The organism is Massilia cellulosiltytica, from assembly GCF_047325105.1.
Classification (GTDB): domain Bacteria; phylum Pseudomonadota; class Gammaproteobacteria; order Burkholderiales; family Burkholderiaceae_D; genus Telluria; species Telluria orientalis.
Window position 1 is genome coordinate 1,318,864 of the sequence record NZ_CP168562.1, and the last position, 18,786, is coordinate 1,337,649.

Sequence of the window (18,786 nt, forward strand, 5' to 3'; positions counted from 1 at the left end):
TTAGCGCGGGCATGTGGTGTTCATGGGCGCGCTGCCGTTTGCCGGATAGGTGCGGCAGAATGCGCCCACCGGCGTGACGATGCGGTACACGCGCGCGTTGCCGTCGGCTGCCGTCGTGATGTCTTCGATGCGCGCCGACCGGAACCAGCTGCCGCCAGCCGCGTGAGCGGCGTCGAACCGGCGGTCGATTTCATCCTGTGCGCGCGAGCGGAAGCGTTGCGGTGCGCCGGGTGCGTGGTTCAGTTCGCGGGCAATCACGGCCGCATCGCGCGTGGCGGCAGCCAGAATGTCCATGCGCCCCGGAGGGTGTGCGTCCGTCGGCGCGGCAGGCGCGGGGTCGGGCTGCGGCTCGGTGGCGGCTTGCGGCGGCGCGGCCGGGAGCGCCGGACCGGCGGCGCGTGACGGCTGCGGCGTTCGCGCAGGTGTCGTCCGTGTGCGCCGGCGTGCTGGCGGTGGCATGGCGGGTGCGGGCGATGCCGCAGCGCCGGGCACTGCGATGTGCGCATCGGGTGGGACGAGCGTCAGCCTGAGCGGCGCGTCATCGCGGCCGGGAAAAGGTCGCAGGGGAACGGACGTCGTCTGGACCAGGCCCAGCCACAGCAGGTGCGCCGCGCCGGATACCAGCACGGCAAGTGCCAGCCTTCCGTGCGCACGGGCGCCGGGCAGTTGGATTCTGGGGGAGGGCGGCACAAGACTCCTTCGCGGTACGGCGCCGCAAGCCGACGCACCAGGATCATATCCAAAAAATATCGTTGTTTTCTCACTAAAAGTCGCTTCGGCATATGCTCATCATCACCATCAAACAAGGCAAGGAAAAAAGCCTGCTGTCCGGCGACCCGTGGATTTATTTGTCCGCCGTCGAGAAAATCGAGGGACGGCCCCAGGAGCGCGGCAAACCCGGCGTCACTGCGATCGTGCAGTCGTCGGCACGCCAGTTTCTGGCGCGCGCGGCCTACAACGCGAAGTCGCAGATCGCGGCCCGCGTCTGGACGCTGCGCGAGGACGAGCCGGTCGATCACGCCATGATGAAACGGCGCGTGCAGGCCGCGGTCGCGCGGCGCGCCGTGGCCGTGCGCGGCGCCGATCCGCAAGCCCTGGTCCTGGTGATCGATGGCGAAAAAGACGGCCTGCCGGGGCTGGTGGTGCACAGCTATGGCGGGACCGGCGGTTACCTGGTGTGCCAGTTCAATGCCGCCGGTGTCGACGCGTGGAAAGTGACCATCGTGCAGGCGCTGATCGCGGCGACGGGGTGCGCCAACGTATTCGAGCGGAGCGACGAGCTGTTGCGCAAAGGAGAGGGGTTGCCTGTCATCTGGCGCGCCCTGGCCGGCGACGAGCCGCCGCAGCGCCTGATGGTACGTGACGGCAGCCGGCTGCTGCCGACGGATATCCGTACCGGTTTCGTCTATCCGCGCTGAGAGCAGGATAAAACGACAAGGCCCGCATGACGCGGGCCCGTGTGCAAGCGGAAGGTCAGTGCCAGGACCGCAGCAGTCCGACGGCCAGGCCTTCCAGCGCGAACTCGTCGGCCTGCGGGTCGACGGTAATCACGGAAAAGTCCGGGTTTTCCGGCAGCAGTTCGATCGTGGAACCGGTCTTGCGGTAGCGCTTGACCGTCACTTCGTCGCCGATGCGGGCGACGACGATCTGGCCGTTCTTCGCGCTGTCGACCTTCTTGACGGCGAGGAAGTCGCCGTCGCAGATGCCGGCGTCGCGCATCGACCAGCCCTTGACCTTCAGCAGGAAGTCGGGCTTGCTCGAGAACATGGCCGGGTCGACGGAGTAGGTCGCTTCGACGTGTTCCTGGGCGAGGATGGGCGAGCCCGCAGCGACGCGGCCGACGAGCGGCAGCGACATCAGGTTCGGCGGAATCGGCGGCACGAAGGCCGGTACCGCGGCTGCAGTCGCCTTGGATTCGACGGACTGGCCGACGAGGCGGATACCGCGCGAGGTACCCGGGGAAATTTCGATCGCGCCCTTACGGGCCAGGGCCTGCAGGTGTTCCTCGGCGGCATTGGCCGAGCGGAAGCCAAGCTCCTGGGCGATTTCGGCGCGAGTCGGCGGGAAGCCAGTGTTGTCGATGGCTTCCTTGATCAGGTTGAGGATCTGTTCTTGCCGTGCGGTGAGCTTAAGCATGTTCGTCTTCGTTGGTACGGGGTCAGACTGTATTTTTGTACAGTATTGCGCCACGCGCAAGGGGATTTCAAGTTTTTTTTGCGCTGCGGTACGCGGCGCACGTCCACAACTCTTTGCAGTGCGGTACGCAGCGCACGTTTACAACTCTTTGCGCTGCGGTACGGGGCGCACGTTCACAACTCTTTGCGGTGCGGTACGCGGCGCACCTGCAAGCGGTACCTATTGAGTACTTGACGGTCTTGCTGTTATAATGTTGGGCTTTCCCTTCCCACACTCGTCTTGACGCCGAGGTGGGCATTTGTTTAAACGTCCTTAAGGAGTGTTTCATGCGTCATTATGAAATCGTGTTTATCGTCCACCCGGACCAGAGCGAGCAGGTCCCGGCGATGATCGAACGCTACAAGGCTACGGTCACCTCGCGCGGCGGCAACATCCACCGCGTCGAAGATTGGGGCCGTCGTCAAATGGCTTACCAGATCCAGAAGCTGCCGAAGGCACACTACATCTGCCTGAACATCGAGTGCGACAACGAGACCCTGGTCGAGCTGGAAACCGCATTCAAATTCAATGATGCCGTGCTGCGTCACCTGACCGTGAAGATGAAGAAAGCTGAAACCGCACCGTCGCCGATGATGAAGTCGGTCCAGCGCGAAGACGCAGCCAAGAGCCACCGCGCCGAGCAGGCCGCCGCTCCGGCCGCCGCAGCCTAATCTCGCGGGAGCAACAAGCTGTAGTGAACGAGCTGTCCCTGGTCGCGAGCATCCTGGAACGCGACGTCCTGCGCTACACACCGGCCGGCATCCCCATCGTGGGCGGCATCCTGCAACACGGATCGACGCAGACGGAAGCGAGGCTTGACAGGCAGGTCGAATTCGAGATTCCCGCGGTTGCCGCGGGCGAGATTTCGGGACGATTTGCCAATGCCGAGTTGGGCGCGATGTACCGCTTCACGGGATTCTTGGCCAGGAAAAGCCGTCACAGCAAAAGCTTGGTGTTTCACATCATTGATTTCAGTGCCGCGTAAATGCGGGCACGTTTATAGATAGATACAGGAGCCTCAAAATGGCATTCGGTAAAAAGTTCGACAAAAACAAAGCTAAGCTCAAAGAGAAGCGCAAACAGCAGAACCCGCTGTTCAAGCGCAAGAAGTTCTGCCGCTTCACCGCTGCAGGCGTGGAACAGGTTGACTACAAAGACGTCGACACCCTGAAGGATTTCGTCCAGGAAAACGGCAAGATCATGCCGGCACGCCTGACCGGCACCAAGGCTCACTACCAGCGTCAAGTGGACACCGCCATCAAGCGCGCCCGTTACCTGGCTCTGCTGCCGTACACCGACCTGCACAACGCTTAATCGTCGGTTACGACATCGAAGCATAGTCAGATTACTGGAGAATAAAATGCAAGTTATCCTGCTGGAAAAAGTCGTCAACGTCGGCAACCTGGGCGACGTCGTCAAGGTCAAGGATGGTTACGCTCGTAACTTCCTGATCCCGCAAAAAATGGCCCGTCGTGCAACGCAAGCTGCCGTGGCTGAATTCGAAGTCAAGCGCGCCGAACTGGAAAAAGCAGCTGCCGAGAAACTGGCTGCCGCTCAAGGCCAGGGCGACAAGCTGAACGGCATGACCGTCACGATCGCCCAGAAAGCCGGCGTCGACGGCCGTCTGTTCGGTTCCGTGACCAACTTCGACATCGCTGAAGCCCTGACCAAGCAAGGTTTCGCCGTCGAAAAGGCACAAGTGCGCATGCCGACCGGTCCGCTGAAGACCACCGGCGAGCACCCGGTGTCGGTCGCTCTGCACACCGACGTCGTGGTGGAAATCACCATCGCTGTCGTGGGCGAAGCCGCCTAATCAGAGTTTCAAAGTAATACCGTCGTCCCCGCGCGGGCGGGGACCCAAGTTGCGACTTCGGATGCAAAGCTTGGGTCCCCGCCTCCGCGGGGACGATTTTTTTTGCAACAGCAAAAAAAATTCGTTTTTGGAAACTCACCAATGATTTCAGCGCCTGATCGGGAACGGGTATAATGCCGGCCATGAACACCCCAGCAGACCCGCAGATCGAGTCGCTCCGCATCCCCCCGCATTCCATCGAAGCAGAACAGTCCGTCATCGGCGGCCTGCTGCGCGATAACGCGGCGTGGGACCGCATTGCCGACTTCATGCATGCGGAGGATTTTTACCGCTACGACCACCGGATCATCTTCGAACAGATGGTCCGCCTGATCAATGCCGGCAAGCCTGCCGACGTGATCACCGTGTACGAGGCGCTCGTCCAGCTCGGCAAGGCCGAGGACGTCGGCGGCCTGCAGTACCTGAATGCGATGGCGCAGAACACGCCATCCGCCGCCAACATCCGCCGTTATGCCGAGATCGTCCGCGATCGCGGCGTGCTGCGCCAGCTCATCACGGTTGCCGACGAAGTGTCCGGCAAGGCATTCAATCCGCAAGGCGCCGAGGTCAAGCAGATCCTCGACGAGGCGGAATCGCGCATCTTCGCGATCGCCGAGCAGGGCGCCCGCGGCGCCCAGGGCTGGCTGCCCGTCCAGCCGCTGCTGACCCAGGTGGTCGAGCGCGTGGACGAGCTGTACAGCCGCGACAACCAGGGCGAGATCACCGGCGTCCCGACGGGCTTCACCGATCTCGACAAGATGACGTCCGGGCTGCAGCCGGGCGACCTCGTCATCGTCGCCGGCCGTCCGTCGATGGGCAAGACCGCGTTCTCCGTCAACATCGGTGAAAGCGTGGCGGTCGACGCCGGCCTGCCGGTCGCGATCTTCTCGATGGAGATGGGCGGCGTGCAGCTGGCGATGCGTATGCTCGGCTCCATCGGCCAGCTCGACCAGCACCGCCTGCGTACCGGCAAGCTGCTGGACGAGGACTGGCCGCGCCTGACGCACGCGATCCAGAAGATGAACGATGCGCAGATCTTCATCGACGAGACGCCGGCGCTGAACCCGATCGAGATGCGCGCCCGCGCGCGCCGCCTGGCCCGCCAGTGCGGCAAGCTGGGCCTGATCATCGTCGACTACCTGCAACTGATGCAGGGTTCCAAGCCGGGCGACAACCGCGCGTCCGAAATCTCGGAGATTTCGCGTAGCCTGAAGGGCCTGGCGAAGGAATTGGGATGCCCGGTGATCGCGCTGTCCCAGCTGAACCGCTCGCTGGAACAACGCCCCAACAAGCGTCCCGTGATGTCCGACCTGCGCGAATCGGGCGCTATCGAACAGGATGCGGACGTGATCATCTTCCTGTATCGTGACGAAGTTTACAACCCGGACTCGCCCGATAAAGGCACTGCCGAGATCATTATCGGCAAACAGCGTAACGGCCCGATCGGCGCCATTCGCGTGACCTGGATGGGCATGTACACCAAGTTCGGCAATTACACCGGCAACCTGGCTGTGTACCAGGGCGATTAAGCCGGCAGCAGTCAAGGATCGCGGCGCCCGGTCCACTCTGGAACGGGCGCCGCGACTTTCAAAGAAGTCCCAAGAGATTTACCCAACGGAGAACCTATGTTTGGACGCCTGATGCCCACGGAGGGCAAATTTTTCGACCTGTTCAACCAGCACGCCGCGTTGTGCGTGAAGGGTGCACAAGAGATGGTCGGCCTGATGACCAACTTCGACGACCTGGAAAACCGCACGCACGCCGTGGAGAGCATCGAAAAACAGGCGGACAAGGTCACGTACCAATGCGTGGACCTGCTGCACAAGACGTTCATCACGCCGCTCGACCGCGACGACATCCACAAGCTGATCACCCGCATGGACGACATCCTCGACATGATGGAGGACGCCGCCCAGACCATCTCGCTGTACGACCTGCACGCCGTCACGCCGGAAGCGAAGCGCCTGGCCGAGCTGTGCCTGGCATGCTGCGAAAAGGTCCAGCAGGCCGTCGGCATGCTGCACAACATGGACAACGCCCAGAAGATGGTCGCCATCTGCGAAGAGATCGACCGCCTGGAATCGGACGCCGACCACGTGATGCGCGCCGCCATGTCCAAGCTGTTCCGCGACGAGCCGGACGTGCGCAACCTGATCAAGATGAAGGCCATCTACGAAATCCTCGAGACCGTGACCGACCGCTGCGAAGACGTTGCCAACATCATCGAAGGCATCATCGTCGAGAACGCGTAACGACCGGAACAACAAAAACAACATGGACTCTCTACATATCAGCATTTATGTGCTGGGCCTGCTCGTCTTTTTAGCGCTGGTCTTCGACTTCATGAACGGCTTCCACGACGCCGCCAACGCGATCGCGACGGTGGTGTCGACGGGCGTTCTGCGTCCGCAGACGGCCGTCGCGATGTCCGCGATGTTCAACTTCGTCGCCATCTTCACCGTCGGCCTGCACGTGGCGTCGACGGTGGGCAAGGGCACCGTCGACCCGCACATCGTCGACCACTACGTCGTGTTCGGGGCGCTCGTCGGCGCGATCATCTGGAACATCATCACGTGGTACTACGGCATTCCGTCGTCGTCCTCGCACGCCCTGATCGGCGGCCTGGTCGGCGCCGCCGTCGCCAAGAGCGGCACCGGCGCGCTGGTCGGCGGCGGCCTGCTCAAGACCGTGCAATGGATCATCCTGTCGCCGCTGCTGGGCTTCATCCTCGGTTCGCTCGTGATGCTGGCCGTGTCGTGGATCTTCGTGCGCACCCCGCCGCGCAAGGTCGACACGTGGTTCCGCCGCCTGCAGCTGTTCTCGGCCGCGGCGTACAGCCTGGGCCACGGCGGCAACGACGCGCAGAAGACCATCGGCATCATCTGGATGCTGCTGATCGTGGCCGGCGTCTCCAAGGCCGGCGACGCCACGCCCCCGCTGTGGGTCATCATCTCCTGCTATACGGCGATCTCGATGGGCACGCTGTTCGGCGGCTGGCGCATCGTGCGCACGATGGGCCAGAAGATCACCAAGCTCAAGCCGGTGGGCGGCTTCTGCGCGGAATCGGGCGGCGCCATCACACTGTTCATCGCCAGCGCGATCGGCGTGCCGGTGTCGACGACGCACACCATCACGGGCGCCATCGTCGGCGTCGGCTCGGCGCAGAAGGCGTCGGCCGTGCGCTGGGGCGTGGCCGGCAACATCGTATGGGCCTGGATCTTCACCATCCCCGCGTCGGCGTTCATGGCGGCGATCGCGTGGTGGGTCGGCACCCACATCCTGTAAGCGCACCGCGCCGTCATCGACAAGCAGCCTCCGGGCTGCTTTTTTATTTCCCAACACCGAAGTCAACCCCCAGCTTTAAGAAATTGCCCAAATTCGGGGTCAGAGCACATTTTCCCGCAGATTCGGGGTCAGAGCACTTTTTCAAAAGATGGGCAGAAGCGACGCTGCTGTGATCACTGACCACGTTGGTGGCCGTTTTTTGCCCACAGCGCACTCGAAATTTCTTGCAGTTTCTTCCCTCAAAAAGGGCTCTGACCCCGAATTTTGCGAAAAATGTGCTCTGACCCCGAATTTGGGTTTTGCGCCACATTTCGGTGTTTCCTTTTCATTTTTGCTAACGTACGTAGTAATATTACAGGCGATCGTCGGCCAGCGTTGCCGTCCGGGCCACGCCCGTCGGTCAGAATAAGAATGAAGAGGGGACAATATGATATTGAGAAGTAGTTTGACTTCATGGTTGGGGCTCACTGCGGCCGCCTGCGCCAGCCTGCTGTTGGCCGGTTGCGGCGCCGGCGGTTCCGGCCAGCAGGCCACCCAGTCCGGCACCCGGTTGCTGGCGGCCAGCGCTACCACGGCCACACCCGTCGCGCCGGGCAGCATCCGCATGCACTTCCACCGCGTCCAGAACGACACGGCCCAGTGGGGCGTATATTCGTGGGATGGTCCGCAGCATCCCAGTTCGGCGTGGATCACCGACCGCTTCATGTTCACGGGCACCGACGGCTTTGGCGGCTACGTCGATATTCCGCTGGCGGCGGGCAAGAGCGCGATCTGGTTCCTCGTCACCGACGGCAACGGCAGCAAGAATTGCGGCGCCGACCAGCACGCCGACCTGAATGCCGACGTCGCCACGAAGGGCCAGGAAGTCTGGATGCTCGAAGGCGACTGCACCGTGTACGTCACCCAGCCCGCGCTCAGCTTCGGCAATCTCGCCTTCGCCAACGCCCAGTGGCTCACCAGCACGACGCTGGCCTGGCCGGGCGTGCCCACCGGCGGCACCTATAAACTGTTCCATGCCGCGAACGGCGGTCTCGCGGCGAGCGAAGGCGGTCCCGTGGGCCTCAGCGGCGCGGAGGTCGCCTTCGACCTCACCGTGTCCGCGCTGCCGGACGCCATGCGCCAGAAATATCCGCATCTGGCCGGCGCGACCGGCCTGCGCCTGAAGGACGCCGACGCGGCCAGGATCGCATCGCTGGTCAGCGGCCAGTTCGCCATCGCCCAGTACGACGGTGCCGGCAATCTCGTGCAGGTGACGTCGCTGCAGACGGCCGGCCTGCTGGACGATCTGTACGCGGCGCAGGCGGCGCAGGCCCAGCTGGGCGTGACGTTCGACCGCAGCGGCCGCGCGACGTTCCGCGTGTGGGCACCGACGGCGAAATCCGTCGCGCTGAACCTGTACGCGAGCGCCAACGCGGCGACCGCGACGACCGTCCCGATGACGCGCGACGCGGCCAGCGGCGTGTGGAGCGCCACGTCGAACGATCCGACGCTCGCCAACCGCGCCTACTACACGTACACCGTGCAGGTGCTGTCGCGCTGGGCCGACAACAAGATCGTGACGAACACCGTGACCGATCCGTATTCGCTGAGCCTGTCCGCGAACAGCGCGCGCAGTTTTGTCGCGAACCTCGACAGCCCGCAACTGAAGCCGGCCGGCTGGGACGACCAGCGCATCCCGAAACTCGATGCGCCCACCGACATCGCGCTGTACGAGCTGCACATCCGCGACTTCTCCGCGTCCGACGCCACCGTGCCGGCCGCCCACCGCGGCAAATACCTGGCCTTCACGGACGGCGACGCCAACGGCATGCGTCACCTGAAATCGCTGCAGAAGGCGGGCATGACGCACGTGCACCTGATGCCGAGCTTCGACATCGCCAGCGTCAACGAGAAGGGTTGCGTCACGCCGGCCATCCCGAATGCAGCGGCCGATTCGACCGCGCAGCAGGCGGCGGTGGCCGCGGTGGCGGATGCGGATTGCTTCAACTGGGGCTACGACCCGGTCGACTACAGCGCGCCGGAAGGCAGCTATGCAACGGATGCCGACGACGGCGCCGTGCGCGTGCGCGAGTTCCGCGCGATGGTGCAGGCGCTGCACGAGACCGGCCTGCGCGTGACGATGGACGTCGTGTACAACCACACGAGCCATTCGCAGCAAGGTCCGCTGTCGGTCATCGACCGCATCGTGCCGACCTATTACTACCGCCTCGCCAACGATGGCCACATCCTGAACGACAGCTGCTGCGCCGACACCGCGCAGGAAAACGCGATGATGGGCAAGCTGATCATCGATTCCGTGTCGCTGTGGGCGCGCCAGTACAAGGTCGACAGCTTCCGCTTCGACATCATGGGCCTGTCGCCGCTGGATCTCATCAAGCGCCTGCAGGTCAGCGTCAACCAGGCCGCGGGCCGCGACATCTACCTGTACGGCGAAGCGTGGAACTTCGGCGCCGTCGGCAACGACGCCCGCTTCGTGCAGGCGCGCCAGGCCAACATGGCGGGCACCGGCATCGGTTCGTTCAACGACCGCATGCGCGACACGGTGCGCGGCGGCGGTTGCTGCGACGGCGGCCAGGCGCTGGTCAAGGAGCAGGGCTTCATCAACGGCGTCTACACGGACCCGAACGCACTGTCGACGCAGACCCGCGACGACGCGCTGCGCCTCGCGGACCTCGTGCGCGTCGCGCTGTCCGGCACGTTGCGCGACTACCGCTTCACGGACCGCTTCGGCAACGAGCGCACGAACGCGCAGATCGATTACTTCGGCCAGCAGGCCGGCTTCGCGGCGAGTCCGGCCGAGACGATCAACTACATCGAGGCGCACGACAACCAGACGCTGTTCGACATCAACGCGTTCCGCCTGCCGCAAGCGACCTCGCTGTCCGACCGCGTGCGCGTGCAGACGCTCGGTGCCGCGATCAACGTGCTGGCGCAAGGCATCCCGTTCTTCCACGCCGGCCAGGAAATCCTGCGCTCGAAATCGCTCGACCGCGACAGCTACAACGCGGGCGACTGGTTCAACAAGCTGGATTACAGCTACGCGTCGAATAACTTCGGCGTCGGCCTGCCGATGGCGGGGCAGAACCAGGACAACTGGTCCTTGATGGCGCCCATCCTCGCCAACCCGCTGATCAAGCCGGACACGCGCGCGATCCTCGCCGCGAAGAACGCGTTCGAAGACTTCCTCGCGATCCGCGCGGACAGCACGCTGTTCCGCATGCGCACGGCGCAGGACGTGATCGACCGCCTGAAGTTCTACAACGTGGGACCGAACCAGGTGCCGGGACTCGTCGCGCTGAGCATCGATGGTGCGCGCTATCCGGGCGCCCGGTACAAGGCGGTCGTCGTCGTGTTCAACGTCGACAAGATCCCGAAGACGATCGCGATCCCGGAACTGAAGGGTCGCAAGCTGCAGCTGCATCGCATCCAGCGCAACGGCAGCGACGACGTCGTGAAGGCCTCCACCTTCGTGCCCGGCGTCGGCATCTTCGCGATCCCGGCGCGCACGGCGGCGGTGTTCGTGCAGAACGCGAACGACTGATCGGCGTGCAATGAAAAAGGGCCGGAGATGCGGTCTCCGGCCCGTGTGCCATGGCGCGTTGCGACTCAGGGCTTGCCGGCTGCCCAGTTGTTGGTGCCGCTGCCGTTGGTGCGGTCGTTCTCGAGCGCCTGCTTGTCGACGATCGTCAGGTTGTCCGTGCGGCTCGGCGCCTTGCGCGGGATGAGGGTGCCGGTCGGCGTGTAGCTCGAATCGAGGTAGGTGTTGCCACCTTGCGTCGGTTTGGCGCCGTCGGCGGCGCAGCCGGACAGCAGGATGGCGGTGGCCGCCAGGATCGGCGGAACGATGCGGTTCATTACGTTACTCTCCTGTAGTGAGTTGCGGTTGGCAGGTCATTTGATGCAGACGGCACGCACCATCTTGATGTCGGTGACGCCGCCCAGGATCTTCTCGATGCCGTCCATTTTCAGGGTCAGCATCCCGTCCTCCAGCGCGGCCGCGAGCAGGTCGGCCACGCGCGCGTGCTCGGTCAGCAGGCGCTTGATACGCTCGCTGCCCAGCATCAGTTCATGCAGGCCGACGCGCCCGCGGTATCCCTTGTTGCACTCGGCGCAGCCCACGGCGCGGTACAGCGTGAAGCGCCCGGAAGCGTCGCCGTGGCGCTGGCGCCAGCCGGCCAGCACGGCCGCGCGCGCGGCCTGCGGGTCCGTCCTGTACGAGGCCTGGCCGCGCAGCTCTTCGCAGTACTCGTCGAGCAACGCCTCCACCTCGGCGTCGTCCGGGCGGTAGGGCTGGCGGCACGCGGTGCACAGGCGGCGTGCAAGGCGCTGCGCCAGGATGCCCAGCAGGGCGTCGGCGAAATTGAATGGGTCCATGCCCATGTCGAGCAGGCGCACGACCGATTCCGGCGCGCTGTTCGTGTGCAGGGTCGAGAACACGAGGTGGCCCGTCAGCGAGGCCTCGATGCCCGTGCTGACGGTCTCGCGGTCACGCATCTCGCCGACCATGATCACGTCCGGATCGGCGCGCAGGAAAGCGCGCATGACGGTGGCGAAGTCGAGGCCCGTCTTGCGGTTGACCTGCACCTGGCGCAGGCCCTTCTGGGTGATCTCGACCGGGTCCTCGGCGGTCCAGATCTTGGTCTCCGGCGTGTTCAGGTGCGCGAGGATTGAGTGCAGCGTCGTCGTCTTGCCCGAGCCGGTCGGTCCGCACACGAAGAACAGGCCGTACGGCTTGGCGACGGCGGCCTTCAGGCGCGCCAGGTTGTGCGGCAGGATGCCCAGGCTGTCGAGCGGGATCGGTTCGCCGGCCTGCAGGATGCGCATCACGACGTCCTCGACGCCGCCGCTGGACGGGATCGTCGCCACGCGCAGTTCGATGTCGAGCGGACCGTATTTGCGGAAGCGGATCTTGCCGTCCTGCGGCTTGCGCCGCTCGGAGATGTCGAGGTCGCACATGATTTTTATGCGCGCGACGAGGGCGTTGCGGTAGCTGGCCGGGATCTCGATGTACGGTACGAGCACGCCGTCCTTGCGGAAGCGGATGCCCGTCTTGCCGCGGCCCGGCTGCGGTTCGATGTGGATGTCGGACGCGCCCTGGCGGTGCGCGTCGACGATGATCCGGTTCAGCAGCTTCACCAGTTCGTTCTCGACGGCGGCCGAGACCTCGGTGCTGCCGCCCTCCGTCTCCTCGTCCGGATCGCCTTCCTCGTCCAGGTGCGACAGCAGTTCACCCACGCTCGTGTCGTCGGCCACCGCCCCGCCGAAGAACTGGGCCACCGTAAGGCGCAGGTCGTGCCGGGTCGTCACGCGCCACGCGATGCGCGCGCGGCCGAACACCTGCGCGGCGATGTGGCTGGCGGCCACCCGCTCCGGGTCCAGCGCCATCAGCACGAGGCCGTCGGGACCATCTTCCAGCGGCAGCCAGCCGTGTTCGAGCGCGTACTGCGGCTTCAGGTTGCGCAGGAGCTCGACGGGCTTCACGCGCTCGGCGCGGAACGCTTCGTAGGGCAGGCCGCAGTACGCCGACAGCGCCTCGCCGATCTGGCCCGGCTTCAGGTGGAAGTCGGACAGCAGCACGTCCTCGATGTCGGCATCGCGCTCGCGCGCGAGGCGCGTGGCCAGTTCCAGTTCCTGCACGGCGAGGACCGCGCGCGTGACGAGGGCATCGTAGCGACCGCGCGGCAGCGGGGCGCGCAGGCGCTGGCTGAACGCGACGGCCAGGGTGTCGCACAACTGCTTCACGCCGTCGAGGCACAGCTGGGGGAAGGGGCCGCCGGCGCGGTGGTTGATGAACTGGATGACGCCGAGCAGCGCACCGCCCGCGTCAATCAGCGGCGCCACCAGCATCTCGCGCGTGCGGTAGCCCGTGCGCTGGTCGACGCCGCGCTGGAAGCGCAGCGTGGGCGCCAGGCGGCGCAGCTCGGCCTCGTCGTAGACGTCGGCGATGTTGACGGTCGCGCGCGCCAGTGCCGCGAAGCCGGCGATGGAGCCGGGGCCGATCGGCAGCTGCAGGTGGCGGATTTCGGACAGGCCGGTCTTGACCTTGGCGACGAGGGCGTCCTGCGCCGGCGTGACGGCGTACAGGGTAAAGCGGTCGGCATCGAACAGGTCGCAGAAGTCCTGGCCCAGGTCGAGCATGATCTGGTCCAGGTTGGCGGTGGCGTGGATCCTCGTGGTGATCGCCTGCAGGCGGCGCTGGAAGTCGAGGCGCCGCGCCGTGTCGTCGGGCGCGCGCCGGTCTCCCTTGCGCTGTTCCACGAAGTCCCCGCTCATCAGAGCTCCACTTCCAGGCCTTCGAAAGCCAGCGTCACGGCGAGGCCGTTCAACCGGTCCCGCCAGCGCGCGACGGCCTGCGCGAACACCGCTTCCAGCTCGTCGTCCGAGCGGGTCGGCTCGTGGTGGGTGCAATACAGGCTGCGCGCGCCGACCTTCAGCGCCAGCGCGATGGCGCCGTCGAACGTGCCGTGGCCCCAGCCCTGCTTGGCGGGATATTCCTCGAGCGTGTATGAACAGTCGGCGACGAGCGCGTCGACGCCTTCCATGGCGCGCTCGATCTCCCGCTCGCGCCGCTCGATCTCGCGCTGGGCCGCGTCGTAGTCCGCGCCGCCGGGCGCGTGCGGGTTGAAGAACGCTTCGTGGTCGCCCGTGAAGAACATGGCGCGGCCGTTGCATTCGACGCGGTAGCCGAGGTTCGTCACGGGGTGGTTCATCACGACGTTGTGCACGACCACGTCGCCCACGGCGTGCGCCACGCCGATGTCCAGGGTCCGGTAGTCGATGGTGGCGTCCATCCGTTCCTCGCTGACGGGGAAGTAGCTGTTCTGCAGCTGCACGCCCATCACATGCTCGATGCCCTGGCCGGTGACGGGATCGTGGGCGCCGTGCAGGCAGACCCGCGTGCCCTTCACGAACAGCGGCGTGAAGAAGGGCAGGCCGTGGATGTGGTCCCAATGGCTGTGCGTGATGAAGATGTTGGCGCGCACGGGCGCGCCGTCTTCCGCGCGCCGGCGCATCAGGTCCTGGGCGAGCGCGTAGATCCCGGTGCCGGCGTCCAGCACCACGAGGGTGCCGTCGTCGCCGCGCACCTCGATGCACGTAGTGTTGCCGCCGTAGCGCACGGTACGCGGCCCGGGGGACGGGATCGATCCGCGTACTCCCCAGAATCTGAATTTCATCGGGACTCCCCTTGCTGTGCAGCCTCGTCGTCTGCTCTGTTTTTTGTCGCGGCCAGGCCAGCACCGTTGCAATATATGTCAGATCATAACGTTTATTTGTAACTGATTATCTGGAATTTGCAATTATGCATCGGTTGGTGTACAGCGGGGCGTAATGACGTTACACTGTGGTAGAATTTCACAGCGGCAATTAATGTGGCGATACATCACATGCAAGAGCTCACCCCGGCCAATATCGTGGAGCGCCTCGACCTGCTCACGGAGGTCAGCGTCGCCCTCGGCGACGGCCATGACATCGGCACCTTTCTCGACCGCATCCTGAAGGTCGCCAAGAGCATGACGCATGCGGACGGCGGCACGCTGTACCGTCCGAGCAGCGACGAGCGCAGCCTGTGCTTCCACATCTCGCTGAACGACACGCTGGACCTCTACCAGGGCGGCGCCAGTGGTGTGTCCATCGACCTGCCGCCGATTCCCCTGTACGACCAGCACGGCAACAAGAACCTCGCGTCGGTGGCGGCCTATGCGGCCAACTTCCACCAGTCCGTGAACATCGCCGACGTCTACCAGGCCGATGTCTTCAACTTCTCGGGCATGCGTTCGTTCGACCAGACGTTCGGCTACCGGTCCAAGTCGATCCTGACGGTGCCGATGACGAACCACGAGGGCGAACTGCTCGGCGTGCTCCAGCTGATCAACGCGAAGGACCGGGACACCGGCGAGATCGTCGCATTCTCCGACACCGACCAGCGCTTCATCGAGGCGCTGGCGGCGCAGGCGGCCGTCGCGCTCACGAACCAGCAGCTCGTCGTGCAGATGGAACAGCTGCTGGAAGCCCTCGTCAACCTGATCAACATCGGCATCGACGAAAAATCGCCGTACACGGGCCGCCATTGCCAGTTCGTGCCGGAGCTGACGATGATGCTGGCCGAGGCCGTGCACGAGACGCCCCTCGGGCCGATGGCGTCGTTCCGCATGAACGACCGCGACCGCCGCGAACTGTGGCTGGCCGGCCTGCTGCACGACTGCGGCAAGATCACGACGCCGGTCCACGTCGTCGACAAGGCGACGAAGCTGGAAACGATCTTCGACCGCATCCACATGATCGACACGCGCTTCGAGGTGCTGCTGCGCGACGCCGAGATCCGCGCGCTGAAGGAGCAATGCCAGCCCGGGGCGAACCGCGCCGCGATCGTCGACCGCCTCGCGTCCGAGCAGGCGCGCCTGCGCGCCGACCGCGACTTCCTGCGCCAGGCGAACATCGGCGGCGAAGGCATGTCGCCGGACGACCAGGAGCGCGTGCGCCGCATCGCCGCGGTCCGCTGGACGGGGCCGGACGGCCAGGAACGGGACTTCCTCGACGAGGACGAAGTACGCAACCTGACCGTGCGCTTTGGTACACTCAACGACGATGAACGCAAGATCATCAACAACCACATCGTCGTGACGATCCGCATGCTCGAATCCCTGCCCTGGCCGAAGCACCTCAAGAACGTCCCGGAATACGCCGGCGGCCACCACGAGCGCATGGACGGCAAGGGCTATCCGCGCGGTCTCACGCGCGAGCAGATGTCCGTGCAGGCGCGCGTGATGGCCATCGCCGACATCTTCGAGGCCCTGACGGCGCGCGACCGCCCGTACAAGAAGGGCAAGTCGCTGTCCGAATCGCTCCATATCCTGGGCAAGTTCGCCCTCAACGGCCACATCGACCCGGACCTGTTCGACATCTTCGTGCGCCAGAAGGTGTACCTGAAATTCGCGCGCAAGAACCTGGATCCGTCGCAGATCGACCACGTCGACGAGGCGGCGATCCCGGGCTACACGCCGTGAAGCTGCTGCGCCGCTACGGCGCGCGCTGGGCACTGGGGCTGGCGCTCACGCTGGCCGCGCTGGCCTACGTGATGGGCATGTGGAGCAGCCACGCGATCGCGCGCCAGGACACCATCATCGGCGATGTGCGCATGCGCCTGGAGGCGCCCGTGCTCGATCCGCGCATCGTCATCGTCGACATCGACACGAAGAGCCTGGGCGAGGTCGGGCGGTTTCCCTGGAGCCGCAACGTGCTGGCGAAGCTCGTCGACCAGCTGGCCGGGCATTACGGCGCCGCCGCGATCGGCTTCGACATCTCCTTTCCCGAGCCGGACACGAGTTCCGGCTACGCGGTGCTGGACCGCCTGGCGGCGCACGAGCTGAAGGACGTTCCCGCGCTGCGCGCGCAACTGGCGCAGCTGCAACCGGCGCTCGACTACGACGGCCTGTTCGCGCAAGCGCTGCAAGGCCGGCCCGTCGTGCTGGGCTATAACCTGGCCGCCGTGAAGCGGGGCGTGCTGCCGGCGCCCGCGTTCACGGCGGCCGACCTGCGGGGGCGCGAACTGGTCGCCTACGCGGCGGACGGCTACGAGGCCAACCTGGCGCGCCTGCAGGCGGCCGCGCGCGGCGCCGGCAGCTTCACGGTGATCTCCGACGACGACGGCATGGTGCGATCCAGTTCGCTGCTGCAGCAGATCGGCGACGGCTACTACCCGTCGCTGGCGCTGGCGACGGCCGCCGTGTACCTGGATGCCGGCAAGCTGACGCCGGACTTCGGCAAGTACGATGCGGACAGCGGCGCCGCCGACGCCATCCGCGTGGTGGGTACGCGCGGCAAGCGCCGCATCCCGGTCGGCCTGGGCCTGCTCACGGCCGTGCAGTTCCGCGGCACGGGCGGGCCGCAGGGCGGAGCGTTCCGCTACGTGTCGGCGGCGGACGTGCTGGCGGGACGGGTGGATCCGCGCGTGCTGAAGGGCGCGATCGTGCTGGTGGGGACGACGGCGCCCGGCCTGCAGGACTTGCGCGCCACCCCTGTCAACAAGGAGTACCCGGGCGTCGAGGTGCACGCCAACGTCATCAAGTCCATCCTCGACCAGCACTACAAGACGCATCCCGATTACGCGTCCGGCATCGAGTTCGCGCAGGTGATCGTCGTCGGGCTGGCGTTGTCGCTGCTGCTGCCGGCCCTCGCGCCGCTGGCGGCCGTGCTCACGTCCGGCATCGCCTTCGCGGCCGTCGTGGGCCTCAACTGGTACGCCTACCGTGCGCTCGACTGGACGACCGACATGTTCATCTGCCTGTTGCTGGTGGCCGTGCTGTTCGTGCTGAACCTGGCGTGGGGCTGGTTCTTCGAGCACCGCAAGGGCCGCGCGCTGGTCTCGCGCTTCGGCGAATACGTGGCGCCGGAACTGGTCGCGCAGATGGCCGAGAATCCCGAAGCCTATACGATGGAAGGCGAAAGCCGCGAGCTGTCCGTGATGTTCGTCGACGTGCGCGGCTTCACGACGATCTCGGAAGGCCTGTCGCCGAAGGCGCTGCGCGAGTACATCAATCTCTATCTCACGGCGATGTCCGAGGACATCCGCGGCAGCCACCAGGGCACGCTCGACAAATACATCGGCGACGCCGTGATGGCCTTCTGGGGCGCGCCCGTCGCCTTCGCCGACCACGCGAGCCGCGCGGTGGCCACGTCGCTGCTGATGCAGGCCAGCGCGGCGCGCCTGAACGAGGATTTCCAGCGGCGCGGCTGGCCCCCGCTCGCGATCGGCATCGGCATCAACTCGGGCCTGATGCACGTGGGCGACATGGGTTCCGCGATCCGCCGCGCCTACACGGTGATGGGCGATGCGGTGAACCTGGGTTCGCGCCTGGAAGGCATCACGAAGGTGTACGGCGTCGGGATCGCGGTGGGCGAGGCGACGCGCCTGGCCGCCCCCGAATTCGTCTACCGTGAGCTGGATCTCGTCCGTGTAAAAGGCAAGAACGAGCCGGTGGCGATCTTCGAGCCGCTCGGCAAGCCGGCCGATCTCGATCCCGCCGTGCTGGACGAGCTGGCCGCATGGGATGGGGCGCTGGCCAAGGTGCGCGCGCAGGACTGGGATGGCGCGCAAGGCGCGATCGCGGCGCTGCACGCGGCGCATCCGCAGCGCGCGCTCTACACCCTGTACCTGGAACGGATCGCGCATTGGCGTGCGGACCCGCCGGGGGCGGGGTGGGATGGCGTGACGACGTTCGAGATGAAATGACAGTGGCTCGTCGTTCCCGCGAAAGCGGGAACCTATGCTGGTCGGCCGAATCCCGTACTCTGGAAACGCAGCAAGTTCGATCGACAGACTGACTTCGGCGCCTCGGCATGGTCCCCCGCCTCCGCGGGGGCGACGGCGGATGTATCGGTCGCACAACGCCGTGCCCGCTATTCCCCCCATCCCGTGGGGAAGATGCCGGCATTCTCCACTATTTTTCTCTCAAGCAAGTAAAACCTCTTTACAC

At 65.5% G+C, this 18,786-nt stretch carries 16 protein-coding genes; 11 read left to right on the forward strand and 5 right to left on the reverse strand.

The genetic code is table 11. The features are described from left to right. Nucleotides 1-294 (reverse strand): hypothetical protein, encoded by a 294-nt coding sequence (locus ACEN9H_RS05850; RefSeq protein ID WP_413674082.1) that lies wholly within the window; start codon nucleotides 292-294, stop codon nucleotides 1-3. A 488-nt stretch (nucleotides 295-782) separates the two neighbouring features. Here ACEN9H_RS05850 and ACEN9H_RS05855 point away from each other — a divergent pair, with 488 nt between their 5' ends. Continuing rightward, nucleotides 783-1,418, forward strand: coding sequence for an SAM-dependent methyltransferase (locus tag ACEN9H_RS05855; RefSeq protein WP_413674083.1), 636 nt, complete (start codon nucleotides 783-785; stop codon nucleotides 1,416-1,418). Nucleotides 1,419-1,473: 55 nt separating this feature from the next. On the opposite strand, the gene lexA is transcribed toward ACEN9H_RS05855, so the two are convergent. Continuing rightward, nucleotides 1,474-2,136, reverse strand: coding sequence for a transcriptional repressor LexA (gene lexA, locus ACEN9H_RS05860; protein ID WP_056136736.1), 663 nt, complete (start codon nucleotides 2,134-2,136; stop codon nucleotides 1,474-1,476). A 326-nt stretch (nucleotides 2,137-2,462) separates the two neighbouring features. On the opposite strand from lexA, the gene rpsF reads away from it, so the two are divergent. From rpsF to ACEN9H_RS05900, 8 genes are all read left to right on the forward strand, one after another. Then, entirely contained in the window at nucleotides 2,463-2,846 is a 384-nt protein-coding gene (gene rpsF, locus ACEN9H_RS05865) for a 30S ribosomal protein S6 (protein ID WP_056136738.1), read from the forward strand. A 23-nt stretch (nucleotides 2,847-2,869) separates the two neighbouring features. Next, entirely contained in the window at nucleotides 2,870-3,160 is a 291-nt protein-coding gene (gene priB, locus ACEN9H_RS05870) for a primosomal replication protein N (protein ID WP_056136740.1), read from the forward strand. Nucleotides 3,161-3,198: 38 nt separating this feature from the next. Further along, nucleotides 3,199-3,489: a 30S ribosomal protein S18 gene (gene rpsR / locus ACEN9H_RS05875; RefSeq protein WP_020656854.1), complete on the forward strand. Its 291-nt coding sequence runs from the start codon at nucleotides 3,199-3,201 to the stop codon at nucleotides 3,487-3,489. A gap of 46 nt (nucleotides 3,490-3,535) precedes the next feature. Next, nucleotides 3,536-3,988, forward strand: coding sequence for a 50S ribosomal protein L9 (gene rplI, locus ACEN9H_RS05880; protein ID WP_056136742.1), 453 nt, complete (start codon nucleotides 3,536-3,538; stop codon nucleotides 3,986-3,988). A gap of 182 nt (nucleotides 3,989-4,170) precedes the next feature. Next, nucleotides 4,171-5,556, forward strand: coding sequence for a replicative DNA helicase (locus tag ACEN9H_RS05885; protein WP_056136924.1), 1,386 nt, complete (start codon nucleotides 4,171-4,173; stop codon nucleotides 5,554-5,556). A 96-nt stretch (nucleotides 5,557-5,652) separates the two neighbouring features. Then, a complete protein-coding gene (locus ACEN9H_RS05890) occupies nucleotides 5,653-6,279 on the forward strand; it encodes a DUF47 domain-containing protein (RefSeq protein WP_056136743.1) in 627 nt (208 codons plus the stop codon). 22 nt (nucleotides 6,280-6,301) lie between these two features. Then, nucleotides 6,302-7,312, forward strand: coding sequence for an inorganic phosphate transporter (locus ACEN9H_RS05895; RefSeq protein ID WP_056136745.1), 1,011 nt, complete (start codon nucleotides 6,302-6,304; stop codon nucleotides 7,310-7,312). Nucleotides 7,313-7,757: 445 nt separating this feature from the next. Continuing rightward, a complete protein-coding gene (locus tag ACEN9H_RS05900) occupies nucleotides 7,758-10,853 on the forward strand; it encodes an alpha-1,6-glucosidase domain-containing protein (protein WP_413674084.1) in 3,096 nt (1,031 codons plus the stop codon). Nucleotides 10,854-10,918: 65 nt separating this feature from the next. Here ACEN9H_RS05900 and ACEN9H_RS05905 read toward each other — a convergent pair whose 3' ends face one another. Genes ACEN9H_RS05905 through ACEN9H_RS05915 form a run of 3 tightly spaced genes read right to left on the reverse strand, consistent with a single transcriptional unit; the run spans nucleotide 10,919 to nucleotide 14,487 of the window. Next, nucleotides 10,919-11,167: a hypothetical protein gene (locus ACEN9H_RS05905; RefSeq protein ID WP_036232992.1), complete on the reverse strand. Its 249-nt coding sequence runs from the start codon at nucleotides 11,165-11,167 to the stop codon at nucleotides 10,919-10,921. Nucleotides 11,168-11,203: 36 nt separating this feature from the next. Continuing rightward, entirely contained in the window at nucleotides 11,204-13,585 is a 2,382-nt protein-coding gene (locus tag ACEN9H_RS05910) for an ATPase, T2SS/T4P/T4SS family (protein ID WP_413674085.1), read from the reverse strand. Continuing rightward, nucleotides 13,585-14,487, reverse strand: a complete 903-nt coding sequence (locus ACEN9H_RS05915) for an MBL fold metallo-hydrolase (RefSeq protein WP_413674086.1) — start codon at nucleotides 14,485-14,487, stop codon at nucleotides 13,585-13,587. The genes ACEN9H_RS05910 and ACEN9H_RS05915 overlap by 1 nt, the downstream gene beginning before the upstream one ends. A gap of 210 nt (nucleotides 14,488-14,697) precedes the next feature. Here ACEN9H_RS05915 and ACEN9H_RS05920 point away from each other — a divergent pair, with 210 nt between their 5' ends. Together ACEN9H_RS05920 and ACEN9H_RS05925 are read left to right on the forward strand one after the other, a co-directional pair. Further along, a complete protein-coding gene (locus ACEN9H_RS05920) occupies nucleotides 14,698-16,317 on the forward strand; it encodes an HD domain-containing phosphohydrolase (RefSeq protein WP_413674087.1) in 1,620 nt (539 codons plus the stop codon). Continuing rightward, complete coding sequence (locus ACEN9H_RS05925) at nucleotides 16,314-18,542, forward strand: CHASE2 domain-containing protein (RefSeq protein WP_413674088.1); 2,229 nt, start codon at nucleotides 16,314-16,316, stop codon at nucleotides 18,540-18,542. The genes ACEN9H_RS05920 and ACEN9H_RS05925 overlap by 4 nt, the downstream gene beginning before the upstream one ends. Nucleotides 18,543-18,786: the final 244 nt, after the last annotated feature.